This is a genomic window from Porphyromonas loveana, assembly GCF_003096695.1.
In the GTDB taxonomy this organism is placed as follows: domain Bacteria; phylum Bacteroidota; class Bacteroidia; order Bacteroidales; family Porphyromonadaceae; genus Porphyromonas; species Porphyromonas loveana.
Genome location: NZ_QEKY01000008.1, coordinates 46,683 through 71,606 on the forward strand (window position 1 = coordinate 46,683; position 24,924 = coordinate 71,606).

General features: G+C 51.3%; 18 protein-coding genes. 10 read left to right on the forward strand and 8 right to left on the reverse strand.

Going from position 1 to position 24,924, the window contains the following annotated elements; genetic code table 11:
* Positions 1-59: 59 nt before the first annotated feature.
* Genes C7382_RS05835 through C7382_RS05845 form a run of 3 tightly spaced genes read right to left on the reverse strand, consistent with a single transcriptional unit; the run spans position 60 to position 5,636 of the window.
* Positions 60-2,042: a glycoside hydrolase family 97 protein gene (locus C7382_RS05835; protein WP_165815127.1), complete on the reverse strand. Its 1,983-nt coding sequence runs from the start codon at positions 2,040-2,042 to the stop codon at positions 60-62.
* Between the two features lie 29 nt (positions 2,043-2,071).
* A complete protein-coding gene (locus tag C7382_RS05840) occupies positions 2,072-4,351 on the reverse strand; it encodes an NADP-dependent malic enzyme (RefSeq protein ID WP_116679357.1) in 2,280 nt (759 codons plus the stop codon).
* Positions 4,352-4,379: 28 nt separating this feature from the next.
* Positions 4,380-5,636 (reverse strand): phosphoglycerate kinase, encoded by a 1,257-nt coding sequence (locus tag C7382_RS05845; protein ID WP_116679358.1) that lies wholly within the window; start codon positions 5,634-5,636, stop codon positions 4,380-4,382.
* 66 nt (positions 5,637-5,702) lie between these two features.
* On the opposite strand from C7382_RS05845, the gene C7382_RS10295 reads away from it, so the two are divergent.
* The 10 genes from C7382_RS10295 to C7382_RS05895 all read left to right on the forward strand — a co-directional run bounded on the left by C7382_RS10295 (position 5,703) and on the right by C7382_RS05895 (position 19,092).
* Entirely contained in the window at positions 5,703-6,416 is a 714-nt protein-coding gene (locus C7382_RS10295) for a helix-turn-helix domain-containing protein (protein ID WP_243405665.1), read from the forward strand.
* 224 nt (positions 6,417-6,640) lie between these two features.
* Positions 6,641-7,891, forward strand: coding sequence for a hypothetical protein (locus C7382_RS05855; RefSeq protein WP_116679359.1), 1,251 nt, complete (start codon positions 6,641-6,643; stop codon positions 7,889-7,891).
* Between the two features lie 171 nt (positions 7,892-8,062).
* Positions 8,063-9,529 (forward strand): MltF family protein, encoded by a 1,467-nt coding sequence (locus C7382_RS05860; protein WP_116679360.1) that lies wholly within the window; start codon positions 8,063-8,065, stop codon positions 9,527-9,529.
* 13 nt (positions 9,530-9,542) lie between these two features.
* A complete protein-coding gene (locus tag C7382_RS05865) occupies positions 9,543-11,417 on the forward strand; it encodes an ABC-F family ATP-binding cassette domain-containing protein (protein ID WP_116679361.1) in 1,875 nt (624 codons plus the stop codon).
* A gap of 55 nt (positions 11,418-11,472) precedes the next feature.
* Entirely contained in the window at positions 11,473-12,138 is a 666-nt protein-coding gene (locus tag C7382_RS05870) for a peptidylprolyl isomerase (RefSeq protein WP_116679362.1), read from the forward strand.
* Positions 12,139-12,163: 25 nt separating this feature from the next.
* A complete protein-coding gene (locus C7382_RS05875) occupies positions 12,164-13,000 on the forward strand; it encodes a DUF3667 domain-containing protein (protein ID WP_116679363.1) in 837 nt (278 codons plus the stop codon).
* 215 nt (positions 13,001-13,215) lie between these two features.
* Positions 13,216-14,406: a 4Fe-4S binding protein gene (locus C7382_RS05880; protein ID WP_116679364.1), complete on the forward strand. Its 1,191-nt coding sequence runs from the start codon at positions 13,216-13,218 to the stop codon at positions 14,404-14,406.
* 52 nt (positions 14,407-14,458) lie between these two features.
* Positions 14,459-17,143, forward strand: a complete 2,685-nt coding sequence (locus C7382_RS05885) for a DNA gyrase/topoisomerase IV subunit A (RefSeq protein ID WP_116679365.1) — start codon at positions 14,459-14,461, stop codon at positions 17,141-17,143.
* Positions 17,130-18,020 carry a DUF3316 domain-containing protein gene (locus C7382_RS05890; RefSeq protein ID WP_243405666.1) on the forward strand — a complete coding sequence of 297 codons (891 nt, stop codon included), beginning with the start codon at positions 17,130-17,132 and terminating at the stop codon, positions 18,018-18,020. Before C7382_RS05885 ends, C7382_RS05890 begins: the two co-directional genes overlap by 14 nt.
* 10 nt (positions 18,021-18,030) lie before the next feature.
* Positions 18,031-19,092, forward strand: coding sequence for a S41 family peptidase (locus C7382_RS05895; protein ID WP_116679367.1), 1,062 nt, complete (start codon positions 18,031-18,033; stop codon positions 19,090-19,092).
* A 19-nt stretch (positions 19,093-19,111) separates the two neighbouring features.
* On the opposite strand, the gene bioC is transcribed toward C7382_RS05895, so the two are convergent.
* The 5 genes from bioC to C7382_RS05920 form a co-directional block, all read right to left on the reverse strand.
* Positions 19,112-19,891 carry a malonyl-ACP O-methyltransferase BioC gene (gene bioC / locus C7382_RS05900; protein WP_116679368.1) on the reverse strand — a complete coding sequence of 260 codons (780 nt, stop codon included), beginning with the start codon at positions 19,889-19,891 and terminating at the stop codon, positions 19,112-19,114.
* The gene (locus tag C7382_RS05905; RefSeq protein WP_116679369.1) at positions 19,870-20,556 is read right to left on the reverse strand and encodes a DUF452 family protein; all 687 of its coding nucleotides are present in this window, start codon (positions 20,554-20,556) and stop codon (positions 19,870-19,872) included. Before C7382_RS05905 ends, bioC begins: the two co-directional genes overlap by 22 nt.
* A 999-nt stretch (positions 20,557-21,555) precedes the next feature.
* The gene (locus C7382_RS05910; protein ID WP_116679370.1) at positions 21,556-22,884 is read right to left on the reverse strand and encodes an ABC transporter permease; all 1,329 of its coding nucleotides are present in this window, start codon (positions 22,882-22,884) and stop codon (positions 21,556-21,558) included.
* A gap of 21 nt (positions 22,885-22,905) precedes the next feature.
* Complete coding sequence (locus tag C7382_RS05915; protein WP_116679371.1) at positions 22,906-24,189, reverse strand: ABC transporter permease; 1,284 nt, start codon at positions 24,187-24,189, stop codon at positions 22,906-22,908.
* A 58-nt stretch (positions 24,190-24,247) separates the two neighbouring features.
* A complete protein-coding gene (locus C7382_RS05920) occupies positions 24,248-24,919 on the reverse strand; it encodes an ABC transporter ATP-binding protein (protein WP_116679372.1) in 672 nt (223 codons plus the stop codon).
* Positions 24,920-24,924 lie beyond the last annotated feature (5 nt).

Below are 24,924 nucleotides of genomic sequence, written 5' to 3' on the forward strand. Positions count from 1 at the left end.
TTTTACCCACCATTTCCGCGATGAACGATTCTGGCACGGAAACGAAAGCGGAGCGAGCGCTATCGGAGCTTATCCAACTCCATCGCAAATCCACCGCCGCGAGAGAGATGCAGTAGCAGATGGTCAGATGGCGTGACGAGGCATTCCTTCCGCGCATAATCCGTTCCTTTGCGATCTGCATTGCTGCCGTCTTGGAATATGGTAGCCCTGTAAGTGCCTGCGGGCAGGAAAGAAAAGTCCACCTCCATCTCTCGGGCATCCCAATTCGTGAGTCCGCCCACATACCATTTGTCTCCACTTCGCCGCGCGATGGCAATGTATCGGCCCACTTCTCCATCAAGCGCGACGGATTCGTCCCAGACCGTCGGGATACCGGCGATGAAAGCCAGCGATTCGGACTCCTTCCTATACTCCGAGGGGCTGTCGCACAGCATATTGAGAGGAGACTCGAAGACCACGTATAGCGCCAATTGGTGACAGCGTGTGCCCTGGCTCATCGGTTCGGAATGGATGGGACGGAAGTTGCCCCGTGCAGCATTGCGCATAGCTCCCTGCGTATAGTCCATCGGTCCCGACACCATGCGGATAAAAGGAACAGTCACATCATACGTAACCATATCGACAGATTCGTCCGCCCATTTCACCTGTTCGAGGCCGTACACTCCTTCGAAGTTGAGGATATGCGGGAAAGTGCGTTGCAAACCTGCGGGCTTATACATGCCATGCAAGTCGAGTACCAGATGGTAGCGGGCAGCTGTCTCGGCCGCACGGTAGATGAAGTCCACCATCTGCTGGTCGTCTCGGTCCATGAAATCGACTTTGAACCCCTTGATGCCCATCGCCGCATAGTGACGGCACACAGCTTCCATATCACGATCGAAAGCCCAATAGCCCGCCCATAGGATGATACCCACACGCTTGGCATCGGCATAGGCCACCAGCTTTTTGAGGTCTATCTCGGGAACCACCTGCATGAGATCGGCCACTTTGTTCACCGACCAACCTTCATCGAGGATCACATATTCGATACCATGTTCGGCTGCAAAGTCTATGTAGTATTGATAGGTGTCGTTATTGATGCCGGCGCAGAAATCGACACCGGTGATATTCCAGTTGTGCCACCACTCCCATGCCACCTTGCCCGGACGTATCCAGTCGATGTCCTGCACCCGCGATGGTGCTGCGAGGCGATAGGTGAGATCCGACACGGCCAAGTCTTTGTCCGCAGTCGTCACCTGCATCACACGCCAGGGGAATGCCCTTGGCCCCTGCACTCGTGCGATGTACGGAGCACGCTCTTTGACGCGCTGTTGGAGCATATTATACCCGCCCTGCTCCGTTCGTGTGGGATATGGGGCGAATACACCTTGTAGCGAACTGCCGCTCGCCCCTTTGCGCAAATACATCCCGGGATAGGACTCCAAATCGGCCTCGGTCACGCAGATCTTCCTATCGCCTCCCGCGTCCACCAAGACAGGCAGGAAAGCCTGACGGAGGGAATCGGTCTCCGATAGGGGCGCACGGCTGTAGATGTTCTCAAACGAACCCTGCCAAGGATCGTCCCCTCTCACATAGGGCAGGTAGGCATCATAGTCCGCGGGAAAGCGGAAGCAGACCTCCTCGGAGGCTACCTCGTACAGCTCCTTCTTATGGCTCACGAAGCGATAGGCCATGCCATCGTTGTAGAGGCGGAAGCGCAGCGCCCAGTCGCCCCGAAAGCGAAGGACTCCTTCTCGGTAATGATCGGTCACCATCGCACTCTTGCTGAAGGGCGATGCTATCGTGCCGCGATGCTCCTCGGACCGGAAGTCTCTCATCTGCGCCTTGTGCCCCCAGATTTCGCCCGTGGTGAGCGTCATCGAGAGAGGAGATTCGCAGACAAGCTCCACGCCGTCATGCATCAAGGAGTAAGTCACCGTCTCTGCCACACGGATAACGACCCGCAGGCGCCCATCCGGCGAAGAGATAGAAAAATCTCTCCCCCACGCCGTGAGGGAGAGAATTCCGAAGAGCAATAGGAGGAATACCCCTTTCTTGATCATACGATATGATTATAAGTAAATCGTCCGGCTCAGATCAGACACGCATGGCTGTCGAGGACAGCCACAGCCGTGAGATTGAGGATGTCCGACACCGTCGCTTCCTGATCCACAAAGTAGATAGGCCGCGCCAGTCCCATCTGGATAGGGCCGAGTACCTCCTCGGCATCATCCGCCTCGCGCAGGAGCTGATAGCAGGCATTGGCGGCGGAGAGTCGGGGGAAGATGAGCACATTGGCGTTCTGCCCCTTGATCTTATTGTGCGGATATTGCTGGTCGCGTTTATCGGCATGCAGAGCCATTGACACGCGCATCTCCCCATCCACGGGTATATGCGAGTACTTCTCGTGGAGGATGGCCACAGCCTTGGCAGCCTGCACGGTGCTGTTGGCATCGGTATCCGCCCCGAAGTCGGAGAATCCTACCAACGCAAGCACGGGTTTCACCCCGAAGCAGTGCGCCCTCTCATAAGCCATCACTGCTATATCCACGAGGGCTTCGGCCGTGAGGTTATGATTGATGAGTGTGTCTGCAAGGAAAAGGGGGCCATTCTTCAGGCTCACCATGTGCATGGTGGCCAAGTGTCCCGTTCCCTCCTGCAAACCCACAGTCTCCAGTGCCACATTGGCGAGCTGACTATGCTTGCTGAAGATGCCCGTTATCATGGCATCGGCCTCACCCGTCTGCACCATCATCATACCGAAGTAGTTGGGGTCGAACATCTTGTCCTGCGCTTCGGTGTGGTTACCTCCGCGACGCCAGTTCTGATCGGCATAGAGGCGGGCATAACGATGTCGGCGTTCTTTCTCTTCTTCGGTGCGATAGTTCACAATACTGATGCCGTTGAGGCTCAGATCCAACTCCTTTGCGAGCAGTCTGATCTCCCGCTCCTCTCCCAGCATGATGGGGTATGCCATCCCCTGATCGCGGGCGGCAGCCGCAGCTTTGAGTACGGCGGGATTTTCACAAGCGGCATAGACCACGCGCTGCGGATAGAGCTTTGCAGATTCGTGCAATCGGCGTGTGAGGTGACTCATCAGTCCCACACGGCTGAGTAGTTCCGTCTCGTAGGCAACCCAGTCCGTTATGGGCTTTTCTGCCACGCCGCTCTCCACCGCCGCCCGTGCCACTGCCGTAGATACGCGGACAATGAGGCGGGGATCCACCGGCTTGGGGATGAAATAGTCGCGGCCGAAGTGCAACTGTCCGCTTCCGTAGGCACGGAGCACCTCGTCGGGCACCGCCTCGCGCGCCAAAGCTGCAATGGCAAGCGTGGCCGCTCGCTTCATCTCTTCGTTGATGGTACGTGCACGCACGTCGAGAGCACCGCGGAAGATATAGGGAAATCCAATGACGTTGTTGATCTGATTGGGATAATCCGATCGTCCCGTCGCCATGATGATGTCCTCTCGCGCCGATGTGGCTGCCTCGTAAGTAATCTCCGGATGGGGGTTCGCCAGTGCGAAGACGATGGGATTGGCTGCCATCGTGCGCACCATGTCCGGCGTGAGCACATCAGGACGCGACAGTCCCACGAATACATCGGCACCGGCTACCGCCTCGGCCAATGTGTGAGCATCGGTTCTCGTCGTGGCGAAATATCGTTTCTGCTCGGTGAGGTCGTTGCGCTCGGTGGTGATCACGCCCTTGCTGTCGAGCATGAGGATGTTCTCGCGCCTTGCACCGAACGATTCGTACAGTTTGGTACAGGAGAATGCCGATGCACCGGCTCCGTTCACCACGATGCGCACATCCTCTATTTTCTTACCGGCAATACGCAGCGCATTGAGGAGTCCGGCGGAGGAGATGATCGCAGTCCCGTGCTGGTCGTCGTGCATGACGGGGATGTCCAGTTCGCGCTTGAGGCGCTCCTCGATTTCGAAACATTCGGGCGCTTTGATGTCTTCCAGATTGATGCCGCCGAAAGTCGGGGCAATGGCCTTCACCACTTCGACAAATCGCGCCGGATCGGTCTCGTTCACTTCTATGTCGAATACATCTATGCCGGCATAGATCTTGAAGAGGAGTCCCTTCCCCTCCATAACGGGTTTACCGGCCAGCGCACCGATGTCGCCCAAGCCAAGCACCGCCGTGCCGTTAGAGATCACAGCGACGAGATTGCCCTTGGCAGTATATTGATAGGCCAATGCGGGATCGGCTTCTATGTCCTTGCAGGGAACGGCTACACCCGGGCTATAAGCCAGTGTGAGATCGTGCTGCGTGGAGTGAGGCTTCGTGGGACGTATCTCCAGTTTGCCCGGCTTCGACCCTGCGTGGTAGGCGCGTGCTTCTTCTTCCAGTCTGTTATCCATTTCAGTTTGTACAGTCAGTCGTTGGTGATCAGCCCGCTATGGCGGCTATGCCGGGCAATGTTTTACCTTCGATAGCTTCGAGAAGTGCACCGCCACCGGTGGAGACGTAAGACATCTTCTCGGCCTGACCGAACTTATTCACACAGGCCACGCTGTCGCCGCCACCGACGAGCGAGAATGCTCCTGCCGCAGTAGCTTCTGCAATGGCTTCGCCCACAGCGCGTGAGCCGTCGGAGAAGTTATCCATCTCGAATACACCCGTCGGGCCGTTCCAGAGGATGGTCTTGGATTGCAGGATGACGTCACGGAAGAGAGCCATTGTCTTGGGACCTATATCCAGACCTTCCCATTCGTCGGGGATCGTCATAATGTCGGAATAACGCGTCTGTGCATCGTTGTCGAATCGGTCTGCTATCTTGGCATCTACCGACAAGACCAGATTCACACCCTGCTCCTTGGCTTTACGCACGATGTCGCGTGCCAGATCGAGTTTGTCGTCTTCCACGAGCGACTTGCCTACAGTACCTCCCGCAGCCTTGGCAAAGGTGTAGCCCATACCGCCGGAGAGAATCAGGTTGTCCACTTTGCCCAACAGATTCTCGATGATCTCGATCTTGGATGATACTTTGGAGCCGCCCATAATAGCCGTAAAGGGGCGTTCGATCTGGTGCATCACTTTCTCAACGGCACGCACCTCCTGCTCCATGAGGTAGCCAAACATTTTGTGGTCGCGGTCGAATTGTGCTGCGATCAGGGCTGTCGAAGCATGCGCGCGGTGTGCCGTACCGAAGGCATCGTTTACGTAACAATCGGCCATCGAAGCCAATTTGCGTGTGAAGAGTGCCTGCGCTTCTTTTATCGCGGCCTTGGCTGCTGCTTTCTCTTCGGCCGTAACGTCCTCCTTGAGGCCGCGGGGCTTACCTTCTTCTTCGGCATAGAAGCGCAGATTCTCCAGCATAAGCACTTCGCCGGCACGAAGTCGGCCGGCCATGCTCACAGCCTCATCGCTCACACAGTCGTCGGCAAACTGAACGGGTACGCCCAGTAACTCGCTCACATGCGTCAGGATATGACGCAGAGAGAACTGTACGTCCACGCCTTTGGGACGTCCCAAATGCGAACCGATGATAACACTGCCGCCATCCTTTATAATACGGCTGAGCGTGGGTATGGCGGCGCGGATGCGCGTGTCGTCAGTTATGTGATAATGCTCATCAAGAGGTACGTTGAAGTCCACACGGACAAAGGCCTTATGGCCTGCAAAATTGAATTGGTCTATTGTCATAACGTTAGCTGTTGTCTCCCTTGGTGGGAGGTTAATGGATAATATTGTAACAAACATACGAAGTTTATGCCGTACCACGACCCTTATCTGCGGACTATTACGGGTACCCTTATCATCCACAAGGTCCGGGCGGGCAAAAAAGCCTTCTGGCAGGCTTCCGCACAGTACAAAGAACCCCGAAACGACCGTTTTGGTTGTCAGGCCTCTGCAATAAGGTCAATCAAAGCTCGGCAAGGTATCAAAGCTCAACAAAAGGTCAAAAAATCATTTTTTGGCTCGTCGCTCATCGACAAAGAGCAGAAAAACGATTTTTCGGCTCATCGCTCATCGACAAAGAGCAGAAAAACGATTTTTCGACTCATCGCTCGTCGACAAAGAGTCAAAAAATCATTTTTAGACCCGTCACGCATCAACAAAGAGCAGAAAAACGATTTTTCTGCTCGTCGCTCATCGGTGATGAGTCGAAAAATCGTTTTTCTGCTCCTTGTCGACGTTTTTTCAGCGGATTATGCCATGCGCTTTTTCGTTCCACTCGCGACGACTTCCTATCTTTGTCATCGGAGAGAAAAACGACCCCGAAACAAAAATCTTATCCCTGAAAAGAGGTATAATAGGTTGGCATTCCTTATATTTACCGCAGAAAAGGTACATACAATCTATTACACAGCGTTGATAAAGTGTGTGGCGAGGACAATCATAGCGCAGTATGTCAAGGAGATGCGCAACAACTATAAACGACATGCAGGAGTGGGACTACGCTTCGTGCGTGAGCTGGAGTAGGGCAAGACCACACTTCGCCTCAATAGGGTCAATAAAGGTTTTGAACTCTTCGGTTCGGAATGTGGCCTCGTACCGATGAAACGAGACGGAGATGAAGCATGAGGCAGGCTATGCTTTTAGTGCAAATGGGGACATATTCTCAAAATGGAATACAAGATTGCCTAACTTTCAACGAGACTAATTAAAGAGTAGTTATTCAGGTATTACTATACAAAAAAAACAAAATGAGGACTTTCATTTTAGTATTATCAATTTTTGCTTCGAACTATTTATTTGGTCAAAATCGCATAAATGCCTATGTCGAATTCCTAAAAGAACAAAAAAGTCCGAAAGAATATATTTTTCAGCTTTGGGAAGACGCAGACATTATTGTATTGGGAGAAAGAGACCACCGTGACACTACTCAATACAATTTGATCTTAGACATCCTTTCCGACAAGAGATTTATAGAAAAAGTAGGCAATCTATATTTAGAAGTAGGCGTTGTAAATGCCACTGAAAGAGCAAACGACCTAATAAAAAACAGCCACGACAAGGAATCTTTCCACAAAAGGTTTGTTGAACTACAAATGATCGAAATGTGGTCCCCTTCCTATTGGGATAAGTATAATCGCTATCAACTGCTATATGGACTATTCCAAATAAATAAAGAGTTATCAAGGGAAAACCAGATCAACATTGGGCTCCTCGATATGGAATTTAGTTGGCATGACAGCATCACACCGAAAAAATATAAAGAATTCTATACAATTCAGATGAACAGAGAGTATAATACAAGAGAGAAGATTATGGCAGATAATTTTCAAACTTTTTACTCTAAACAACAGCCCCGAAACAATCATAAAAAGGCTCTGATCATAACAAGTCGAGAGTATGCAGGGAAGTTTCACGTTCATTGCAAAGGCAATAACGTAAAGAGACAGGCAGGACACATAAAAGACATGTATGGCAACAAGGTCAAAACGGTAGCTCTGAATTGGTACAAGTGGTTACCATTAAATTGGGAGAAGCAAATTCTCCCTAATAAATCTAATGGATTGTCAGCTGATGGAAAATTTGACGCTGCTTTCGAACTAACCAATTGTACCGCTGTTGGTTTTGATCTTGACGCGTCACCATTCGGCGAAGACAAGTATGATTACACTTTCGACAATGATTTAAAGTGGAAAGATGTTTTTGATGGCTATATCTTCTATGAACCTTACTATAACTTCACGGGGAAAATTGGATTCCCAACAAGACTAAACAATAAACAAGCAAAAGAATTCATAAGACGAATGATTATAAACAACCAAGCCCTGGGAAATAAGAAAGATGCTCGTCTATTAAAATGGTTTGGCTGGATTCGGAAATACACAGAAAAGAATGAGTATTGCAACATGAGAGAGTTTAAGTGCATCAGTATTTATCCTAATCACATTGAATGGAAGAGTGCCATGGATAAATGGATAATAAGTAACGAACAGGAGCAATAGCATTCTTAAACCCTCTTTTTGCAACAAAGACACAGCATTCGACGAACACGTAGGTTCATCTTTACTCGATTGTTGTGTATTCCAGATATCAAAGAGAAGAGACATCCCGGCAGAGGGGCTTATGATGCGAAAGTGTTATATTTGTGTCATATAACGAAACTCTCTGATGATATGCGCTTTATCATATCGTTACCTCAGCGTTCACCGGCACGAGGACTTCTTTTCGCATTGGCTACATTGATGTTGCTACTCGCGACTGGGTGCTATCATAGCCCCTATAAGTCCAAAGCCAGGGCTCCTATCCCTTGCGATTCGTCGGTTGTCTCAGCCCTTATAAACAAGGATTCGCTGCGTGTGGCAACGGTATCGTCTTCCACATCATACTTCATCTACAAAGATGAGCAACTTGGCTACGAATACGAACTAGCCAAGCTGCTGGCCAAAACCTTGGGCAAAGCAATGAAAGTGGTGGTCGCGCCCAATACGGCAGCTCTTTTCCAAATGTTGGACTCGGCATTGGTGGATCTGGTGATCACCCCGCAAGCCGTCACCGTATCGGCACAGAAGCACTATCTCTTCTGCGGTCCCGAAGAGATATCGGGACAGGTACTCGTACAGCGAAACGACAAGGGACTGCAAGTGAAGAGCGTCACGGATCTGATCGGCAAGAAAGTCACTGTCATGGCACGCAGCCGCTTTGCGGATCGGTTGCAGCACCTATCGAAAGAGGTGGGCGGAGGCATTGATTCGGTCATTATCTCGGACGAGGCATTGAGCGCGGAGGATCTGATCGGGAAAGTGGTAGATCACTCGATAGACTACACTTTTGCGGACGAGCAGATAGCCCGTATAGCTCGAACCTACTACCACAATATCGACATCAGCGTAAACGTAGGCTTCGGCCAACGACTGCGTTGGGTCGTGCGCAAGGACAATGAATGTCTCGCCAAATGGGTGGACAAATGGGCCGAGGCAGCCTCACATAACCTCGCATACAAGAAAATATGGAGGCGCTATTTCGAGATGGGCAAAGACGAACTGGATGACCTCACAGGCCCACAACGGCCTCGGATTGATATGCCCCCCGGCCGCATTTCGAAGTATGATTTGGCTTTTTCCATCCTCAGCAAACATCACAGCTTCGGATATCCATGGCAGTTGCTCGCAGCCATTGCCTATCACGAATCGCGCTTCAACCACGGGGCCTCGGCATGGTCCGGTGCACGTGGACTCATGGGGATTATGCCTCGCACGGGGCAGCGCCACGGTGCCACGGTCGATCAGTTGATGGATCCGGAAGTCTCGATACGCGTGGCCATCTTCTGTCTGAAAGCGTTCCGTGCCGAATTTCCGGACATAGCGGACGAAGAGGAGAGACTGTGCTTCACTCTTGCAGCCTACAATGCCGGGCCCGGACACATAGCCGATGCCCGCAGACTGGCTGCCAAGCACGGCAAGAACCCCAACGTGTGGGAGAACAACGTGGAGACGTACGTCAAACTCAAGAAAGAACCTCAGTACTATAACGATCCCGTGTGCAAGCACGGCTATCTGCGTGGCACAGAGACGGTGAGATATGTGCGCAACGTACTCGACACCTACAAGAAATATCTCCCCATCAAGAACAAAAACTTCTGATCCCCACGACGGCATGTTCCAAGCACAAAATATCTCTAAGCGCTTCGGCGATCTCGTCCTCTTCGAGGATCTTTCCTTCTCCATCGAACGAGGGGACAAAGTAGGACTCATCGCTCGTAACGGCGAAGGCAAGACCACGCTCATGAACATCCTCACGGGAACCGATACGCCGGACGCGGGTGCGGTGGTAATGGAAAACGGCATCCGCGTGGCTTACCTGCCACAGACACCACGCATGGAAGCCGGCTCGACGGTGCTGCGTGCATGCTTCGGTACAGGGGATGCGCTTACCGACTTGATCGCCCGCTGGCACGACGCCACGGAGCGGGCCGATGATGCCGAGCTGGCGCGCTTACTTCCCGAAATGGATGCGCAAGCCGCATGGGAACACGAGCAACGGGCGAGAGAGATCCTCACGCAGTTGCATCTGACCGACCTCACCAGGACGGTGGACAATCTGAGCGGGGGCGAACTCAAGCGCATCGCATTGGCTACCGCCCTCATGGCAAGCCCCCAACTGCTCTTCTTGGATGAACCGACCAACCATTTGGACTTAGACGTCATCGAGTGGTTGGAAAACTATCTGCAACGACAGAATATCGCCCTACTACTTGTCACACACGACCGCTACTTCCTCGACCGCGTGTGCAATCGCATTCTCGAGCTCGAAGATGGTCAGCTATATGCCTATAAGGGCAACTACGAATACTTCCTGGCCAAACGTGCCGAACGAACGGATGCCGCTACCCGTGAAGCCGACCGCACAGCCAATATCCTACGTCGCGAAGCTGAATGGATGCACCGCCGCCCCCAAGCACGCGGCACCAAGGCAAAAGGACGCATCCGCGCCTATCACGAATTGGTAGAGAAGGCTCAGCCACGCAGCCGGGACACCAAACTCGACATTGCAGGAGCGCAACGCTATATCGGCAACAAGATATTCGAGGCCCACGGCGTAAGCAAGGCATTCGGTAAGAAAGAGATCTTGCGCAACTTCAGCTACACCTTCTCCCGCTACGACAAAGTTGGGATCGTGGGCCCCAACGGTGTGGGCAAGACGACATTTCTCCGATTGTTGCTCGGCGAAGAAGCGCCGGATGCCGGAACCTTCGATATAGGCGAGACTGTTCGTTTCGGCTATTACAGCCAAAAAGGGCTGCAAGTGGCAGAGGAAAAACGCGTCATCGAAGTGGTACAGGACATAGCCGAAGTCATCCGTTACGATTCCGGAGAACCTCCTCTCTCTGCATCGGCTCTGCTCACTCGTTTTCTCTTCCCGCCAAACAAACAGCATACACCCGTCTCCAAGCTCAGCGGGGGCGAACGGTGCCGACTCTACCTCTGCACGGTCCTCATGCAGGCTCCGAATTTCCTAATCCTCGACGAACCGACAAACGACTTGGACATCCTCACGCTGAACGTGCTCGAAGAATACCTGAGCGAGTTTCGCGGTTGTGTGCTCCTCGTTTCACACGATCGTTTTTTCATGGATAAGGTTGTGAGCCACCTCTTCACGTTCGAAGGAGACGGCATCGTGCGGGACTTTCCGGGTACTTATTCGGATTATCGTGAGTCACACCTGGCCGAAGAAGCCGCCAAAACCGAGAACGCTGCGCCCCGTACTCGCAACGCCACAGTGGAGAAGGAAAAAACAAGAACTTCGCCCGATACCAAGCCCCGCCGACTCTCCTTCAAAGAAACTCGAGAACTGGAAGAGATAGAAATCCGCCTGCCCGAACTGGAAGCCCACAAGGCCGAACTGGAACAGCTCATGAGTAGCGGCACTCTCTCCAATACTGAGCTGATCGCTGCCGGAGAAAAGATGACAGCCCTCATAGAAGAAATAGATACCCTCGGAATGCGTTGGTTGGAACTTAGTGACATCTGACACCTCCTTTTCTTTCAAGAACAATTTACCCAAACAAATATTCAACACTCATCCGATGAAACGAATACTATTACCTCTCATCGCTCTGCTCCTCACCATAGGGGCGACAGCGCAGACTACCGAAAAGCGAACCCGCGTACTCATGGAGACCTCGCATGGCAAAATGACCTTTGAACTATACAACGAGACTCCTATCCACCGTGACAACTTCATTTTCTTGGTCAAGAGCGGTACTTATCGGGGAGTCCTCTTCCATCGCGTCATCAGTCAGTTTATGGTACAAGGAGGCAACCCGCTCAGCCGAGGCGCAAAACCGCTTGCAGATCTCAATAATGACACGACCAAGCTGACGCTCCCTGCTGAGATTATGCCCGAGACCCACTTTCACAGGCGTGGAGCGCTCTGCGCTGCTCGCACGGGCGACGATGTGAATCCCGAGCGTCGCTCTTCCACGGTCCAATTCTATATCGTAACGGGCAGATTCTTCACCGATTTTGACCTCGAAAACCTCTCGAAAGAGACAAAAAAGGTCTTCACCGAAGCGCAAAAACAGGCCTATATGCACGAAGGCGGAACGCCCCACTTGGATGGCGACTACACAGTCTTTGGACAACTCGTGGATGGCTGGAAAACCCTCACCAAGATCGAACGCCAACACACGGACGAACGCAATCGCCCCCTAAAAGACGTCATCATCTTGAATATGGAAATCCTGCAATAAAGACATCGTGGAGTCAACATACTGCATGAGAAAAGCACTCATCCATACTCGTAGATTATTGGCAAAAGTAGCACGCAAACAACGTGCTACTCCTGTCTCCTACGTCATGAAAAAGGAACAGCATCAGTGCCTCAACTGTAATTGGGAATACGAAGGAAATTTCTGTCCATGCTGCGGACAAGAAAGCAATGTGCAAAGGATCACGTGGCGCAGTGTGGGGCAAAACATTCTCTCTATATGGGGTATGTCCGGCCGCACACTCCCGCATACACTCCTGATGCTGCTCTGGCGACCGGGCTATCTCATCAGCGACTATCTTGAAGGCAAACGAAAGAGTTCGTTCCCTCCGATCCAAATGCTTTTTCTGATCTGTTTGCTGGGCATCGGGCTGAGAATGATTCTTCCTATCCAAATTGCTCCAACCTCCATATTGTCGGTAGAAAATGGCGGAGAAGTAATCTGGAACCATTTTGAAAACATGCGTCAATGGGCTGAACGCAACAATGCCTGGGCACAACTGATATTCCAAATCCTATTCATTCCTGCCATGCAACTCTTCTTCCGCAATGCTCCACGCCATCGCAGAACCACACTGCCCGAAAACTTCTTCATCCAAGTCTTTATCGGCTGTCTGTTCCAGTGGGTTTCTATTCTGTGGATGTTATTTACGCTGAGCTATGTGATCGGCAGCATCTATTTATTTCCGGAATGGCTGGTTTTCTTTCTCCTCTTTTACACTTACTATCAGCTATATGGCTATGGTTTTTGGCAGACGCTGTGGCGCACATTTATCGTAGCTATATCTCCTTTCCTCTGGTTGCTTCTTGCCATTATCGCATATATTTTGATAATATATGGCTGATTGATACTATTAAAAAGTCTGCAAACAAAGTATCTCCCGATCAAACTTGCTCCACAGAATTGTTTCACCTTTGAGGATAATCTATTCTCTGTTAATAACGAGGAGCAAAAATTCAGAAAACAAGGAAGATCGTCCAAGAGGCAGGATGAAATCATTATATTTGCACGTAGTCCCAAAGACACAAGTATTAGTCTCATCAATTATCATAACGCAATATGTTGTCTTCCCGCACATTCCGTTACCTGCTCAATCTAATTCTGCTTGTCGGCGGCATTATTCTCGTCACCGGTATGGCCCGAGCAAATAAATCGGCAGCGCAATCAAGCACCAATACGGCCGACTCCGTCACCTACGTATTCTCCGAGGAGATCACACACTTCTTCCCCGCTGTGGCAGACATTATGGAAGAAGACACCGTCCGTACCATCGTAGTAGACGAGGCAGGGAAGATGTTGGGCTATCTGCTATACACCTCGCCCTATACCGATGACGTGGAGGGTTACAACGGCTCCACGCCTGTGGCTATTGCGTTCGACACAGAGGATCGCATCATCGGCACCATGCTGCTACCCAATGATGAGACACCCAGCTTTGCCCGGAGAGTAGAGCGTGCCGGACTATATGACAGCTGGAACGGACTCACTGCCGAGGAGGCTCTGACGTTAGAAGTGGATGGAGTTTCGGGTGCAACTTATACATCCGAAGCCGTTATCCTCTGTGTGCAGAAGCGACTGGAAATCTATCTGGGGCAGAAGAAAAACCAGAAAGCCGACATATGGGGACTGGTGCGTACCGGTGGCAGTATCGGGGTGATTGGATTGGCTCTTCTCTGCTACTTCTTCCCTTCCAAAGCCCGCCCCTATCGCCTATATCTCTTGGCACTGAGCATTGTCTTTCTGGGTTTCCTCCAAGGTTCTTTCCTCTCGATCGAGGGTACCTACCATTGGTTAGCGACCGGATTCCCCATTACGATACAATGGCTGCTCATCGGATTGTTTGTCTTGGCAGTGATCCTGCCGCTTATCACTAATAAGCCTTTCTACTGTACATGGGTGTGCCCCTTCGGTGCAGCTCAAGAGCTGATGGGGAAGATAACGAAACGCAAGCTCCGCATCCCGCAGCGATGGTACAAGGCGCTTACCTTGATCCGCCCCTATCTCCTCGTACTCATAGTTGTACTCCTACTGCTCGGTTTTGTAGGTGACTTGTCGCAATGGGAGCCGTTCACAGCCTTTATTTTCCGCTCGGCAACGATCTGGGTACTCGTGCTTGCCGGCTTGATGTTGCTCGCGTCGATATTCGTGAACCATCCCTGGTGTCGCTTCTTCTGTCCGACAGGACAATTGCTCGAAAACGTGCGCAAATGTTCGCCACGCAACCTACGCAGGGCTGAGGCGCATCAGTAATATCTGCCCCCTACTCTCATCAATGAATACATAGCTCTTTCTCTTCCCGATTATGACAGAAATTTACGATAACGAACAGAACGAAATAGAAGCTTCTGACCAACCCGAGACCGATAGCCGTTTGCCGGCCGATCATCCCGCCATGGTGACACACCACCTCGGTGGCATGTATCGCAATTGGTATCTCGACTATGCCTCGTACGTGATCCTCGAAAGAGCCGTACCTCATATCGAAGACGGCCTCAAACCGGTACAGCGCCGCATACTATATACGCTACATCACTGGTTCGACAACGGCCGTATGAACAAGGTCGCGAAGGTAACCGGCCAAACCATGGCGCTACACCCGCACGGCGATGCCTCCATCAATGATGCATTGGTGCAGTTGGGGCAAAAGGGTTATCTCATCGACACACAAGGGAACTGGGGTAATATCCTCACGGGCGACGAAGCGGCTGCAGGTCGTTATATCGAGGGGAAACTGTCGGCATTGGCACAGGAGACGCTATTCAATGATAAGATTACCCGCTGGAAACGTTCCTACGACGGTAGTGAGGACGAGCCTGTAGCCCTGCCCGTGAAGTTTCCGCTCCTGCTCGCACAAGGAACGGAAGGTATAGCCGTGGGGCTCAACTCCAAAATACTACCGCACAACCTCGGCGAACTGCTCGCAGCCTGCATCGCTCATCTGAACGGACAACCCTTCACCCTCTATCCCGACTTCCCCACAGGTGGTCTGATGGATGCCAGCCGCTACCACGACGGGCAACGAGGCGGACAGATCAAGAGTCGAGCCAAAATAAAAAAGATAGACAACCGCACGCTCAGCATCACGGAATTGCCCTGTGGCAAGACGACATCGGCACTTATCGAGTCTATTCTCAAAGCCAATGAGAAAGGGAAGATCAAGATCAAGCGCATAGATGACATGACGGCTGCCGAGGCCGACATACGCATACACTTGGCAGCAGGCGTGTCCTCGGACAAGACGATAGATGCGCTCTACGCTTTCACGGATTGCGAGGTGAGCCAGTCGCCTAATGCTTGCGTAATCATGGAGGACAAACCCGTCTTCCTCGGAGTGAGCGACCTACTACGTTATAGTACCGAGCGCACTCGCGACTTGCTGAAGGAAGAACTGATTATCCGTCTGGAAGAGAAGCGGGAGCAATATCTCGGAGCTTCGTTGGAACGGATCTTTATCGAGGAGCGAATATACAAGGATCAACCCTTCGAAGAGGCAGAGAGCGAACAAGAAGCACTGCGACACGTGGAGACGCGACTCGTGCCTTTTGCCCATCGTTTCATTCGCCCTGTCACTTACGACGATCTGAAGAAGCTGCTGGAGATACGCATGGCGCGCATCCTGCGTTTCAATCTGCCCAAGCACGAAGCCATGATGCTCCAACTGGAGAAAGACATAGCCGAACTGGAGAAAAACATCCGCGAGATCACCGCTTATACGATTCGCTGGTTCGAGTACCTGCATGAGCACTATGCCCCTCGTTTCCCACGTAAGACACAGATCATCGGTTTCGGAGCCATCGAAGCCACAAAGGTAGCCGAAGCCAATGCCAAGCTCTATATCAATCGGGAGGAAGGCTTCATCGGCATGGGGCTGAGAGGAGACGAGTTTGTCTGCAACTGTTCGGACCTTGACGATGCCATCATCTTCTTCCGCGATGGCACTTACCTCATCACCAAGGTGGAAGAAAAGAAGTTCATCGGCAATCGTGAGGTCATCTATATCGACCGCTTCGAACGCAATGACAAACGCACCATCTACAACGTCATCTATCGGGACGGCAAATCGGCTCCTTTCTACATCAAGCGCTTCAACGTCACCGGTGTCACTCGTGACAAGGAATACAACCTCACACAGGAAACTGCCGGCAGTCGTGTCATGTACTTCTCTGCCAATAAGAACGGCGAGGCCGAGACCGTCCGCATCATCCTCAAGCCCAAAGCACGGCAACGCGTACTTTCTTTCGAGAAAGACTTCAGCGATGTGGCCATCAAAGGACGTAGTAGCAAAGGCAATCTGCTCACCAAAGCCGAGGTACATAAAATCTTGTTCAAGCAGCAAGGAGCCTCTACGCTGGGCGGCAGAAAGGTTTGGTTCGATCGTGATGTGATGCGACTGAACTATGACGAGCAAGGCGAATATCTCGGAGAATTCCATGCGAGCGATTCCGTCCTCGTGGTTCTGGACAATGGGGACTGCTACACGACCTCCATTGCAGAGAACAATCACTTCGACCCCAATATGATCCGGATAGAAAAGTTCCGCTCTGATAAGGTGTGGACGGCTATCTATCACAACAAAGAAGCCGGTTACCTCTATCTGAAACGCTTCAGGATAGAAGGAGGCAGCAGGGACAATCTGCTGGGAGGAGAGGGCGAAGGCAATAGTCTGTTGCTCCTATCCGACACGCGCTATCCCCGCTTTGCATTGGCTTTCGGCGGAATTGATGCCACACGCCCCGAACTGGTTATAGATGGAGATGAATTCGTGGGCATCAAGGGTATCCATGCCAAAGGGAAACGCCTGACGACCTACAGAGTGGAGAGTGTGAAAGAATTGGCACCCATACGGGAAGAAGAACCTGAGACCGAACCCGTGGAAGCAAAGGAGGAGAATGAGGTTGATCCTGAAAGCATGACCTCCGATGAAGAGATCCGCGACGAGCTCTTGGGCATCCAACGATTGCAATTCGACAGCGATGAGGAGCAATAAGCGATATATCATTGGCTTCCTTGCGCTGCTATTGGCAAGGACTATCGCATGGGGACAGTCAGATTCCTTGGGGTATCGGATCCATTCTGCCTATATGATCGGTGCCGGCGGAAGCATCACGCGCGATGCCTATCTGTCTCCTCTTCGTTATGGCGGTTGGACGCTCAATCTATTGGGAGAAAAGACCTACCCTACCCGTACACCGGATTCGCGTTGGATGATCCGGACGGCGCATGAACTGGATGGAGCTGTTATGGACAACCCCGCCAATAATGCCCATTTCTATTCGCTCTTGTACAATGGTGCTGCTACTGCGCTCTATCGTCTACCCAAGAGCGACGACAGGCAGGCTGCATGGCTGCAACCCTTTCGTTTTGCCTTCGGTGGGGGGATGGAGTTAGGTGTCGGGGGCATCTACAGCACACGCAACGGAAATAATCCGGCAACGCTCAAGCTCTACAGCAATATCATCGCTCAAGGAGTCGTGGGTTATGCCATACCATCAAACTCTTTTCCAGTCTATCTGCGAATGGTCTCACAGATCAATCTTTTGGGTGTCGCCTATGGCAACGGATTCGGGGAGAGCTATTATGAGAATTTCATCCTGAGCAATGGCATTGCCGGCTCGCTCCATCTGACACATCCGGGTAAGCTCACACGCTTCACGACCCTGCTGAGTGCTGACTTCCCCGTACGCAACTTCTGCACCATCCGTGTAGGCTATCGATACTCACATTTGGGATCCACACTCAACAGTCTGGACACTCGCATCAATAATCATACGGTTTTGGTCGGTTTCGTCACAGAGCTTTATCGCTTCCGCGGGCACAAAGCCATGCGTACGGGACGTAAGACCAGTCTTTATTACCACGATTAGCAGATACAAGATGAAGAAACTACTTGCCGTTCTTATTGCAGTCATTTCATGCTGTTCCTGCTCTACGGAGGAGGATTTCACCTTCGACCCGTATGAAAACTACGATGCACTGTGGGAGATCATGGATCGGGGCTATTGCTTCTTCGACCTCAAACTTCCGCAAGACTCTTCCTGGCGGGATATGTACGAGAAGCATCGACGCGATCTGACTCCCACGATGAGTCGGGATTCGCTTTTTCTGGTGATGACACAGCTTCTTTCCGAACTGAAAGACGGACACGTGAATCTGAGCACTTCATTCGACTACGGACACTACTGGAAGTGGTATGAGGATTATCCGCCCAATATAAGTTTGGACCTACAGAGAGCGTATTTAGGTAAGGACTATCGCATAGCAGGCGGGCTGAAGTATCGTCGTCTCACCTACAACGACCACGCACAGGACAGTATCGGCTACATCGTATATGATAGTTTCAACAAGCCGATTTCGAACAGCAATATAAGTGGTATGCTGTCGCGCCTGACCGAGTGCAAAGCGCTTATCATCGACATCCGCGGAAATGGTGGCGGACAACTGACCTATGCCGACGAGTTTGCTCGTCACTTCACAAAAGAAAGGATACTCACAGGCTACATCCGACATAAAACAGGACCTGCACACGATGCTTTCTCCAATCCACTCCCGATCTACTTGGATACGCTTACTACCGGTGTCGTATGGATGCGTCCCGTCGTATTGCTGACCAACAGGGAGGTATTCAGCTCGGCCAATGACTTTGCCTTCAAGATGAAGCCTCTTCCATTTGTCACCTTGTTGGGGGATAAGACCGGAGGCGGCGCAGGACTTCCCACCTCTTCGGAGATTCCTTGCGGATGGGGGGTGCGCTATTCGGCAGGCCGAATGACAGATGCCTCAGATGTAGATGTCGAGTTCGGAATTGATCCGCATTACTACGTATCGCTAAGCGATGAAGATTTGGCCAACGGAGAAGATACCCTCATTGAAGAAGCGGTACGATACATTAAACGGAAAATAGCAGAGTATAACCAAACAGGCGTTTGGATTAAATAAAAGCAAATAGCCTTAGCAGCTATTCGTCGTTCCGCTCTGCGAGGAAGTAGAGCGGTGCGTACGTAAGCGTAACCTGTCCCGAAGGCGTAGAATAACGCTCGCGGTAAGCCTTGTCGAAGGAGTCGAATCGGCGTGGCGTCCACACATCGCCATTCTCCGGCGTAGCTGTAACCCCAGTTCGTTTTAGATGCAGTAAGACCTCGCGAGGCGAATCGAAATCAAGCACTATTGTTTCCTCCTCCACTTCTACTGCGGAGAATGACTCGCCGAGCCACTCTTCGAGTTGTGCTGCTGTAGGATATTGCAGACCTCTGTCCGTGAGTGTACGTATCTCGGGCAGATTGTCGGAGGAGAAAGTATTAAAGAGGAAAACACCGTTCCGACGAAGGAGGCGGGCGGCCTGTCGAATGACTCCTCGCGGATCGGCAAACCATTGGAAAGCCGAAGCCGAAGCAATGAGATCGTAAGTATCGTCATGCGACATACTCTCCGCCGGTCCTGCATGAAAGGAAGCAGGATGCACGCTGACGTACTTCTCACAGTCGGGACAGAGATCATTGAGCGTCCATCGCTCCACTTCAAGAGCCTGCGCCAGACGACGTGTGAAGCTGCCCGTACCGCAACCATACTCCAATACATGATTGTACTGCCTGCGACCGCGGGCAGTAAGCATGGCGATGAGTCGCTCCCCTATATGGTGCTGAGCGACGGCATTGTCCTCATAATGGGGCAAGGCAGAAGTAAAGCGGCGGATGACGCGCTCCTTGTCGACATCTCTCAAGTCCAAAGTGACTCCCACGTGCTGAAACGGTTGAACAGATAGTGATCCCCTCCCACTACCATTTCGATCTGCGGGCAGCCTCGCATATTCCAAAAACGCTCTTGATTCTTGGCCGGAATGATCCGATCTTTCTCTCCTATCAGTACCTTATCCCATTGAAGAGGACTCTGGGGATGAGGATTGTCGCTGCCGAGTCGCCTGCTCTCTTCTTCATAGACGCGCCCCAGCTCAGCTTTTATTTCGCTTGTCTCTCGTGCCGCCAGCGCATCGAATAAATGTTTCAAGGACTTGCCACCGCACATACGTCTATTGAAGCGGAGCCGATTCTCTTCCGTGAGGCCGTCCAAGGTGCCACGAAAGATCTCCATCGGTATGCCCATCTCGTCGTCCATCGGATAGCCTGTGCCACAGACCGCTACTGCCGATGCCGTCTCGGGCAGAAGGCCCTGCATCGCCAAACGCTCTGCAGCCCATACCCCCATAGACCAAGCTAATAGACGTATTTCTCGATAAGAAGACCAATCGAAGTCCTGTTCGTCCGTGCGGTAATCCCACACATGGAGCAAGTCGTATCCGGCAGGGATGGCAAGATGCTCCACAGCTTCGCGGGTCATAGCCCAACCGTTGAAAAAAAGAATGAGTTTATCGGAATCCGGCGACAGCCGGAACAATTCTGTCTGCATAGTGTGGCAAAGATAATGACTTTGAAAGCCTTTTCCATCTTATCGAAGTCCATGAATGCAAAACAGGGTATCCACTATGCACAAGATGCCGATCCACTTGTCCTTCCTCTCTCTATCTTCCTTTTTTAATAGAAAAAGCCCTGTGCAGATAGTTCTTAGGCTCCACGTCCGGAGATCCACTGCCCCCCTTGCGTATCATAAAGGCAACATTTAGGAAAAGTATTGAAAGAAGGGCTTGGGGTTCTGATGCAAATTGACTACCCATGATATGTCAAGCATGAAAATCTCCTATTAATTCTGTCACTCCTTTCTCTGATTTTTCGGAGCCAAAAAAGTTTTCAACACCGAAGAGCCGTTTAGATTCATTCTAAATAAGCTGCTGTCGGGGAGGTCAGTCGGTGAGCAAAACGAGGATAAAAATCGACTTTTCCAACTCCGATGATGATATTTAGACTTCTAAGATGTAATCTTTATAATTACCGGTTTCAATCTTTATAAAGATCACCATGTAAACTTTACATTATTGGAAATGATAATTATAAAGTTTACATCTCAAAAAGCTATTTATTGCAGGCACCAAAAGGCGTATTTCTGCACGATAAAAAAGAAGCACCCGTTGAGTTCGCGACCGAACTCAACGGGTGCTTGATGCTTTTTGCGATGATTTGCGAGAGGACTTTATCGCATCCTATTCATCATCGGAGAGTGAAAAGTTATTCATCGATCGGGCCACATGGCTCTGACGCTTCCATATCTCGAAAAGGAAAGGAGAGAATTTCCACCGTTCCCGACATTCTTGTTCATGAGTCTCGTATTCATCATTGCTTCTATTTACTGTGTATTACTTGGGTTCTTGATCGGCCGCTGCGCATTGACTTTCAACCATTAACGCACTGCTGCGCTGCCGATCCGTCTGCAAAGATAACAAAAAGGGAGCCATGCACCGACCCAAGGTACGACCTGCTGAAAGTGCTACCGCAGCGCGATGCAAGGACTGCCTTACTCGCTGCGGATGGCTTCGGTGGGTGGGACGCGCAATGCTCGTGTAACGGGAATGGAAGTACCGAGCAAAACCATCAAGAGCATCTGCAAATAAGTACAAATCAATCCGATCAAAAGCCGTCCCCATCCGACAGGAAAGACCGTGATGTCGCAGAGATCGGTATGGAACATGACATACCATGCCGCTATGGCCGCCGGCAAGAAGGCCAAGGTCATCAACACCAATCCTTCACCGAACATAAGCGAGAGCACACTCTTATTCGTCGATCCCACTACGCGGCGGATGCCCACTTCGGCGCGTCGCTGCTCCGTGCGCACCCAGAAGGTGCCGACAATGCCGAGGAATATATTGAGCAGGAGGAAGAAACCGATCGCCAGATGGTTATTGATCTGTCGGATAGGGTCAGCCAATACGATGGCACGATCTTCGCTAACTGCACCGATACTCATGATAGGAAAAGTGCCATCCTGGGTCACGGCTTTCATCCTTTTCATAAACTTCTCCTTGAAATCCGGCGTATCTGCTTCGGGAGAGATACGCAGATAGATGGAGTAGGACACGTGCTCATTCTGTCCGATGTACTCCTCTGTTATCGGCATCAGGCAGATATATTCCGATTTTTCCGCCTCGCTTCGGGGTTGATTCGGCAAGACACCTTTGAATGTCTGATTATATCTGATCTTCTTTTCGACCTGCACATCATCAAGGAAATACAGCATACTGTAACTGATGCTATCCGACATGCCAAGATAGCGACGGTCGCTTTCCCGCCCTTCTCCATTAGCTTGTTCCACATGGTCAAGTGCATTGCGCGAGAGATAATAATCGCGTTGGATGTCGTTCATGCGAAGTTTAGAGAACTGTTCGGCCATCTTCTCCGGAGAAGAACCATCGGCCCCATAGACACGAAATACACGAAAATAATCAGGCGAGACCATTCGAATCTCCACTGACGAAAGAGTTACAGTGTCCAGCTTGAGACTATTCATGCTGGAAGAAGAAGAGTAATGCCCTCCCCATTGTTGGATAGAAGCCGCTTCCACTCCCGGATATGCCGCTACCAAATCAAGGGTTTGCATCATGGTCTTTCCTTTGTCTTCGGACATATCCTTTTGGCCTCCTTCGCTATCGGCTCGGACAGTTCCTACCATCAGGCGGTACACATGTTCGATGTCATAGTTCAACGGACGCGACCAAGCACGCAGGGCGGTCAAGGCATAGTCTGTGACAAACCAGAGCAAGCCACATACGGCAAGCATCTCGAGCCATATCCAGAGGTTGGCACGGCGCTCTGCTCGGATAATCTTAATAATATGGTGTAGCATGATAATATTGATATGAAGGGGTTAGTGTGACAAAGATTCTACAATGGGAGTCTTGGATATACGCCAAGCGGGGACAAAGGCACTGAGCAGATTGATCAGCACACAGAAGAAAAGAGCGATGAGGAAAATGATGGGATTGAACATAGCTCCATTAATATCACCTTGGATCATATTCCACGATCCGGCAGGTAGAAGCCATGAGGGAAAGACGGCCATGACCAAATAGCTCAAGCCCAAGCCCAACACTCCACCCAGCAGGCTGAGCAGCATATTCTCTGCTATTACCTGACGGATAATATCGGACCGAACAGCTCCGAAAGAACGCCGCACACCCAGTTCTGCCAATCGACGACGCATACGGCTCAGCGTCATACCGGATAGATTGATGGCAGGGATGCACAGAAACAGGATGATCAGGAGAATAAATCGACGACGATATTCCGGAACAGTGTCGTCGTTCCGATATTTGCTGTGCATCGTCGCAAACTGATTGGCCGGTTGGCCCGGGAAACTGATACTGAAGGTCTCTTGCACCGCATTGCATTGTGCCGTCAGAGCTTGTATCTCCTCCTTGATGGCATCGAAGTCTTTCGGGCTTTTGGCCAGACAGATGACCGCATAATCATTGAAAAGACGGTCTCGACTATTTGCTTCATACAGACTGCTCAATGGCATCCACACATCTCCGTATGCAAAACTACAGAAGGGCGTCACATGACGCACCACACCGCAAACAGTGTATTTGCTCCCGTTGATTAGGGCTTGCTTATCGATAGCTTCGTCTACGGAGCCGAAAAACTTCCGTGCCAAGCGGTCTGTAATGACTGCTACCTGCCTATTGGAGCGGGCATCAGACTCGGTATAATGCTTGCCTGCTACGAAAGAAAAGTCAAAGACTCGCCAAAAAGCCTCATCCGTGTATCGTGCCACAATGGGTACTTCCGACTCGTTCCCGCGTACAGAGAATAAGGTCTGGATGCCAGCTTCCGACTCGTAATACTCAATAAAAGTAGTCACCGCTTCGGGAGTTTTGAGCTTACGGAATATTTCCCACACTTGTACGTCGCCTACGGGCATATTGATGGTCGTATTCCTCATCGTGTCTTTCATTGTCAGGGTCGAGCCTCGAGTCACCAGCCAACGCGAACGATTGGTTTCGGGAGAGAAAGATCCCACCTTCATATACTCTTGCTGTACCAGCACCATGACCATACAAATGGCAAAGGCCGTACCTAAAATACCGATACTGCTGAGCACCGGATTCTGGCGGATGATTTGCCACGATTGTCTGATATATCTTTTCATTGTTTCTGTCTCTTTTGCAGTAATGCCGATAATAGAAATTCTACTGTTATTAACCCGCTCAGCCCACCTGATGGCCGTCGAACATCCGTATGGTACGAGTCGTCTCGCGGGCCTGCAATTCGTTGTGCGTAACCATGACGATGGTGCGCTTGTCTTCTACATTGAGCTTGTGCAGGATGCTCATCACTTCGGCACCCATTTTAGAATCGAGGTTACCCGTGGGCTCGTCGGCGAGGATAATTTCGGGATTGCCCACGATGGCGCGGGCGATGGCCACACGTTGGCACTGACCTCCGGAGAGCTGATGCGGATAATGGTGCAGCCTATGGGTCATCTCCATGCGTTCGAGAACCTCATATGCTGCTTGGCGTCTTTTGCTTTCGCTCATGCGACGGTAGAGAAGAGGCAGCATGGCGTTGTCCAAGATGTTGAGCGTATTGATGAGATGAAAACTCTGAAACACGAACCCCAGCTTCTCGTTGCGAAAGGCTGCCAGAGCCTTGTCAGAGAGGGATTTCACCGTTTCTCCCATGATTTCTACCGTGCCGCTTGTGGGGCGGTCCAGCAGACCCATAACGTTGAGGAGCGTACTCTTGCCACATCCGCTGGGTCCCATGACGGAAAGGAACTCGCCTTCCTCCACTTTGATGTTGATTTCTTCCAGAGCGGCTGTCTCCATCATGCCTGCTCGGAAAATGCGACTTACGTCGGTCAGTCTGATTGCATCCATACTTC

Bases quoted from the DNA above. Each gene is read 5' to 3' on its own strand.
- C7382_RS05920 (WP_116679372.1), bottom strand. From the start codon at position 24,919: ATGGATGCAATCAGACTGACCGACGTAAGTCGCATTTTCCGAGCAGGC.
- C7382_RS05860 (WP_116679360.1), top strand. From the start codon at position 8,063: ATGCGCTTTATCATATCGTTACCTCAGCGTTCACCGGCACGAGGACTT.
- C7382_RS05845 (WP_116679358.1), bottom strand. From the start codon at position 5,636: ATGACAATAGACCAATTCAATTTTGCAGGCCATAAGGCCTTTGTCCGT.
- C7382_RS05835 (WP_165815127.1), bottom strand. From the start codon at position 2,042: ATGATCAAGAAAGGGGTATTCCTCCTATTGCTCTTCGGAATTCTCTCC.
- C7382_RS05890 (WP_243405666.1), top strand. From the start codon at position 17,130: ATGAGGAGCAATAAGCGATATATCATTGGCTTCCTTGCGCTGCTATTG.
- C7382_RS05865 (WP_116679361.1), top strand. From the start codon at position 9,543: ATGTTCCAAGCACAAAATATCTCTAAGCGCTTCGGCGATCTCGTCCTC.
- C7382_RS05915 (WP_116679371.1), bottom strand. From the start codon at position 24,189: ATGAAAAGATATATCAGACAATCGTGGCAAATCATCCGCCAGAATCCG.
- C7382_RS05875 (WP_116679363.1), top strand. From the start codon at position 12,164: ATGAGAAAAGCACTCATCCATACTCGTAGATTATTGGCAAAAGTAGCA.
- C7382_RS05840 (WP_116679357.1), bottom strand. From the start codon at position 4,351: ATGGATAACAGACTGGAAGAAGAAGCACGCGCCTACCACGCAGGGTCG.
- C7382_RS05880 (WP_116679364.1), top strand. From the start codon at position 13,216: ATGTTGTCTTCCCGCACATTCCGTTACCTGCTCAATCTAATTCTGCTT.
- C7382_RS05905 (WP_116679369.1), bottom strand. From the start codon at position 20,556: ATGCAGACAGAATTGTTCCGGCTGTCGCCGGATTCCGATAAACTCATT.
- C7382_RS05855 (WP_116679359.1), top strand. From the start codon at position 6,641: ATGAGGACTTTCATTTTAGTATTATCAATTTTTGCTTCGAACTATTTA.
- C7382_RS05870 (WP_116679362.1), top strand. From the start codon at position 11,473: ATGAAACGAATACTATTACCTCTCATCGCTCTGCTCCTCACCATAGGG.
- C7382_RS05910 (WP_116679370.1), bottom strand. From the start codon at position 22,884: ATGCTACACCATATTATTAAGATTATCCGAGCAGAGCGCCGTGCCAAC.
- C7382_RS10295 (WP_243405665.1), top strand. From the start codon at position 5,703: ATGCCGTACCACGACCCTTATCTGCGGACTATTACGGGTACCCTTATC.
- C7382_RS05885 (WP_116679365.1), top strand. From the start codon at position 14,459: ATGACAGAAATTTACGATAACGAACAGAACGAAATAGAAGCTTCTGAC.
- C7382_RS05895 (WP_116679367.1), top strand. From the start codon at position 18,031: ATGAAGAAACTACTTGCCGTTCTTATTGCAGTCATTTCATGCTGTTCC.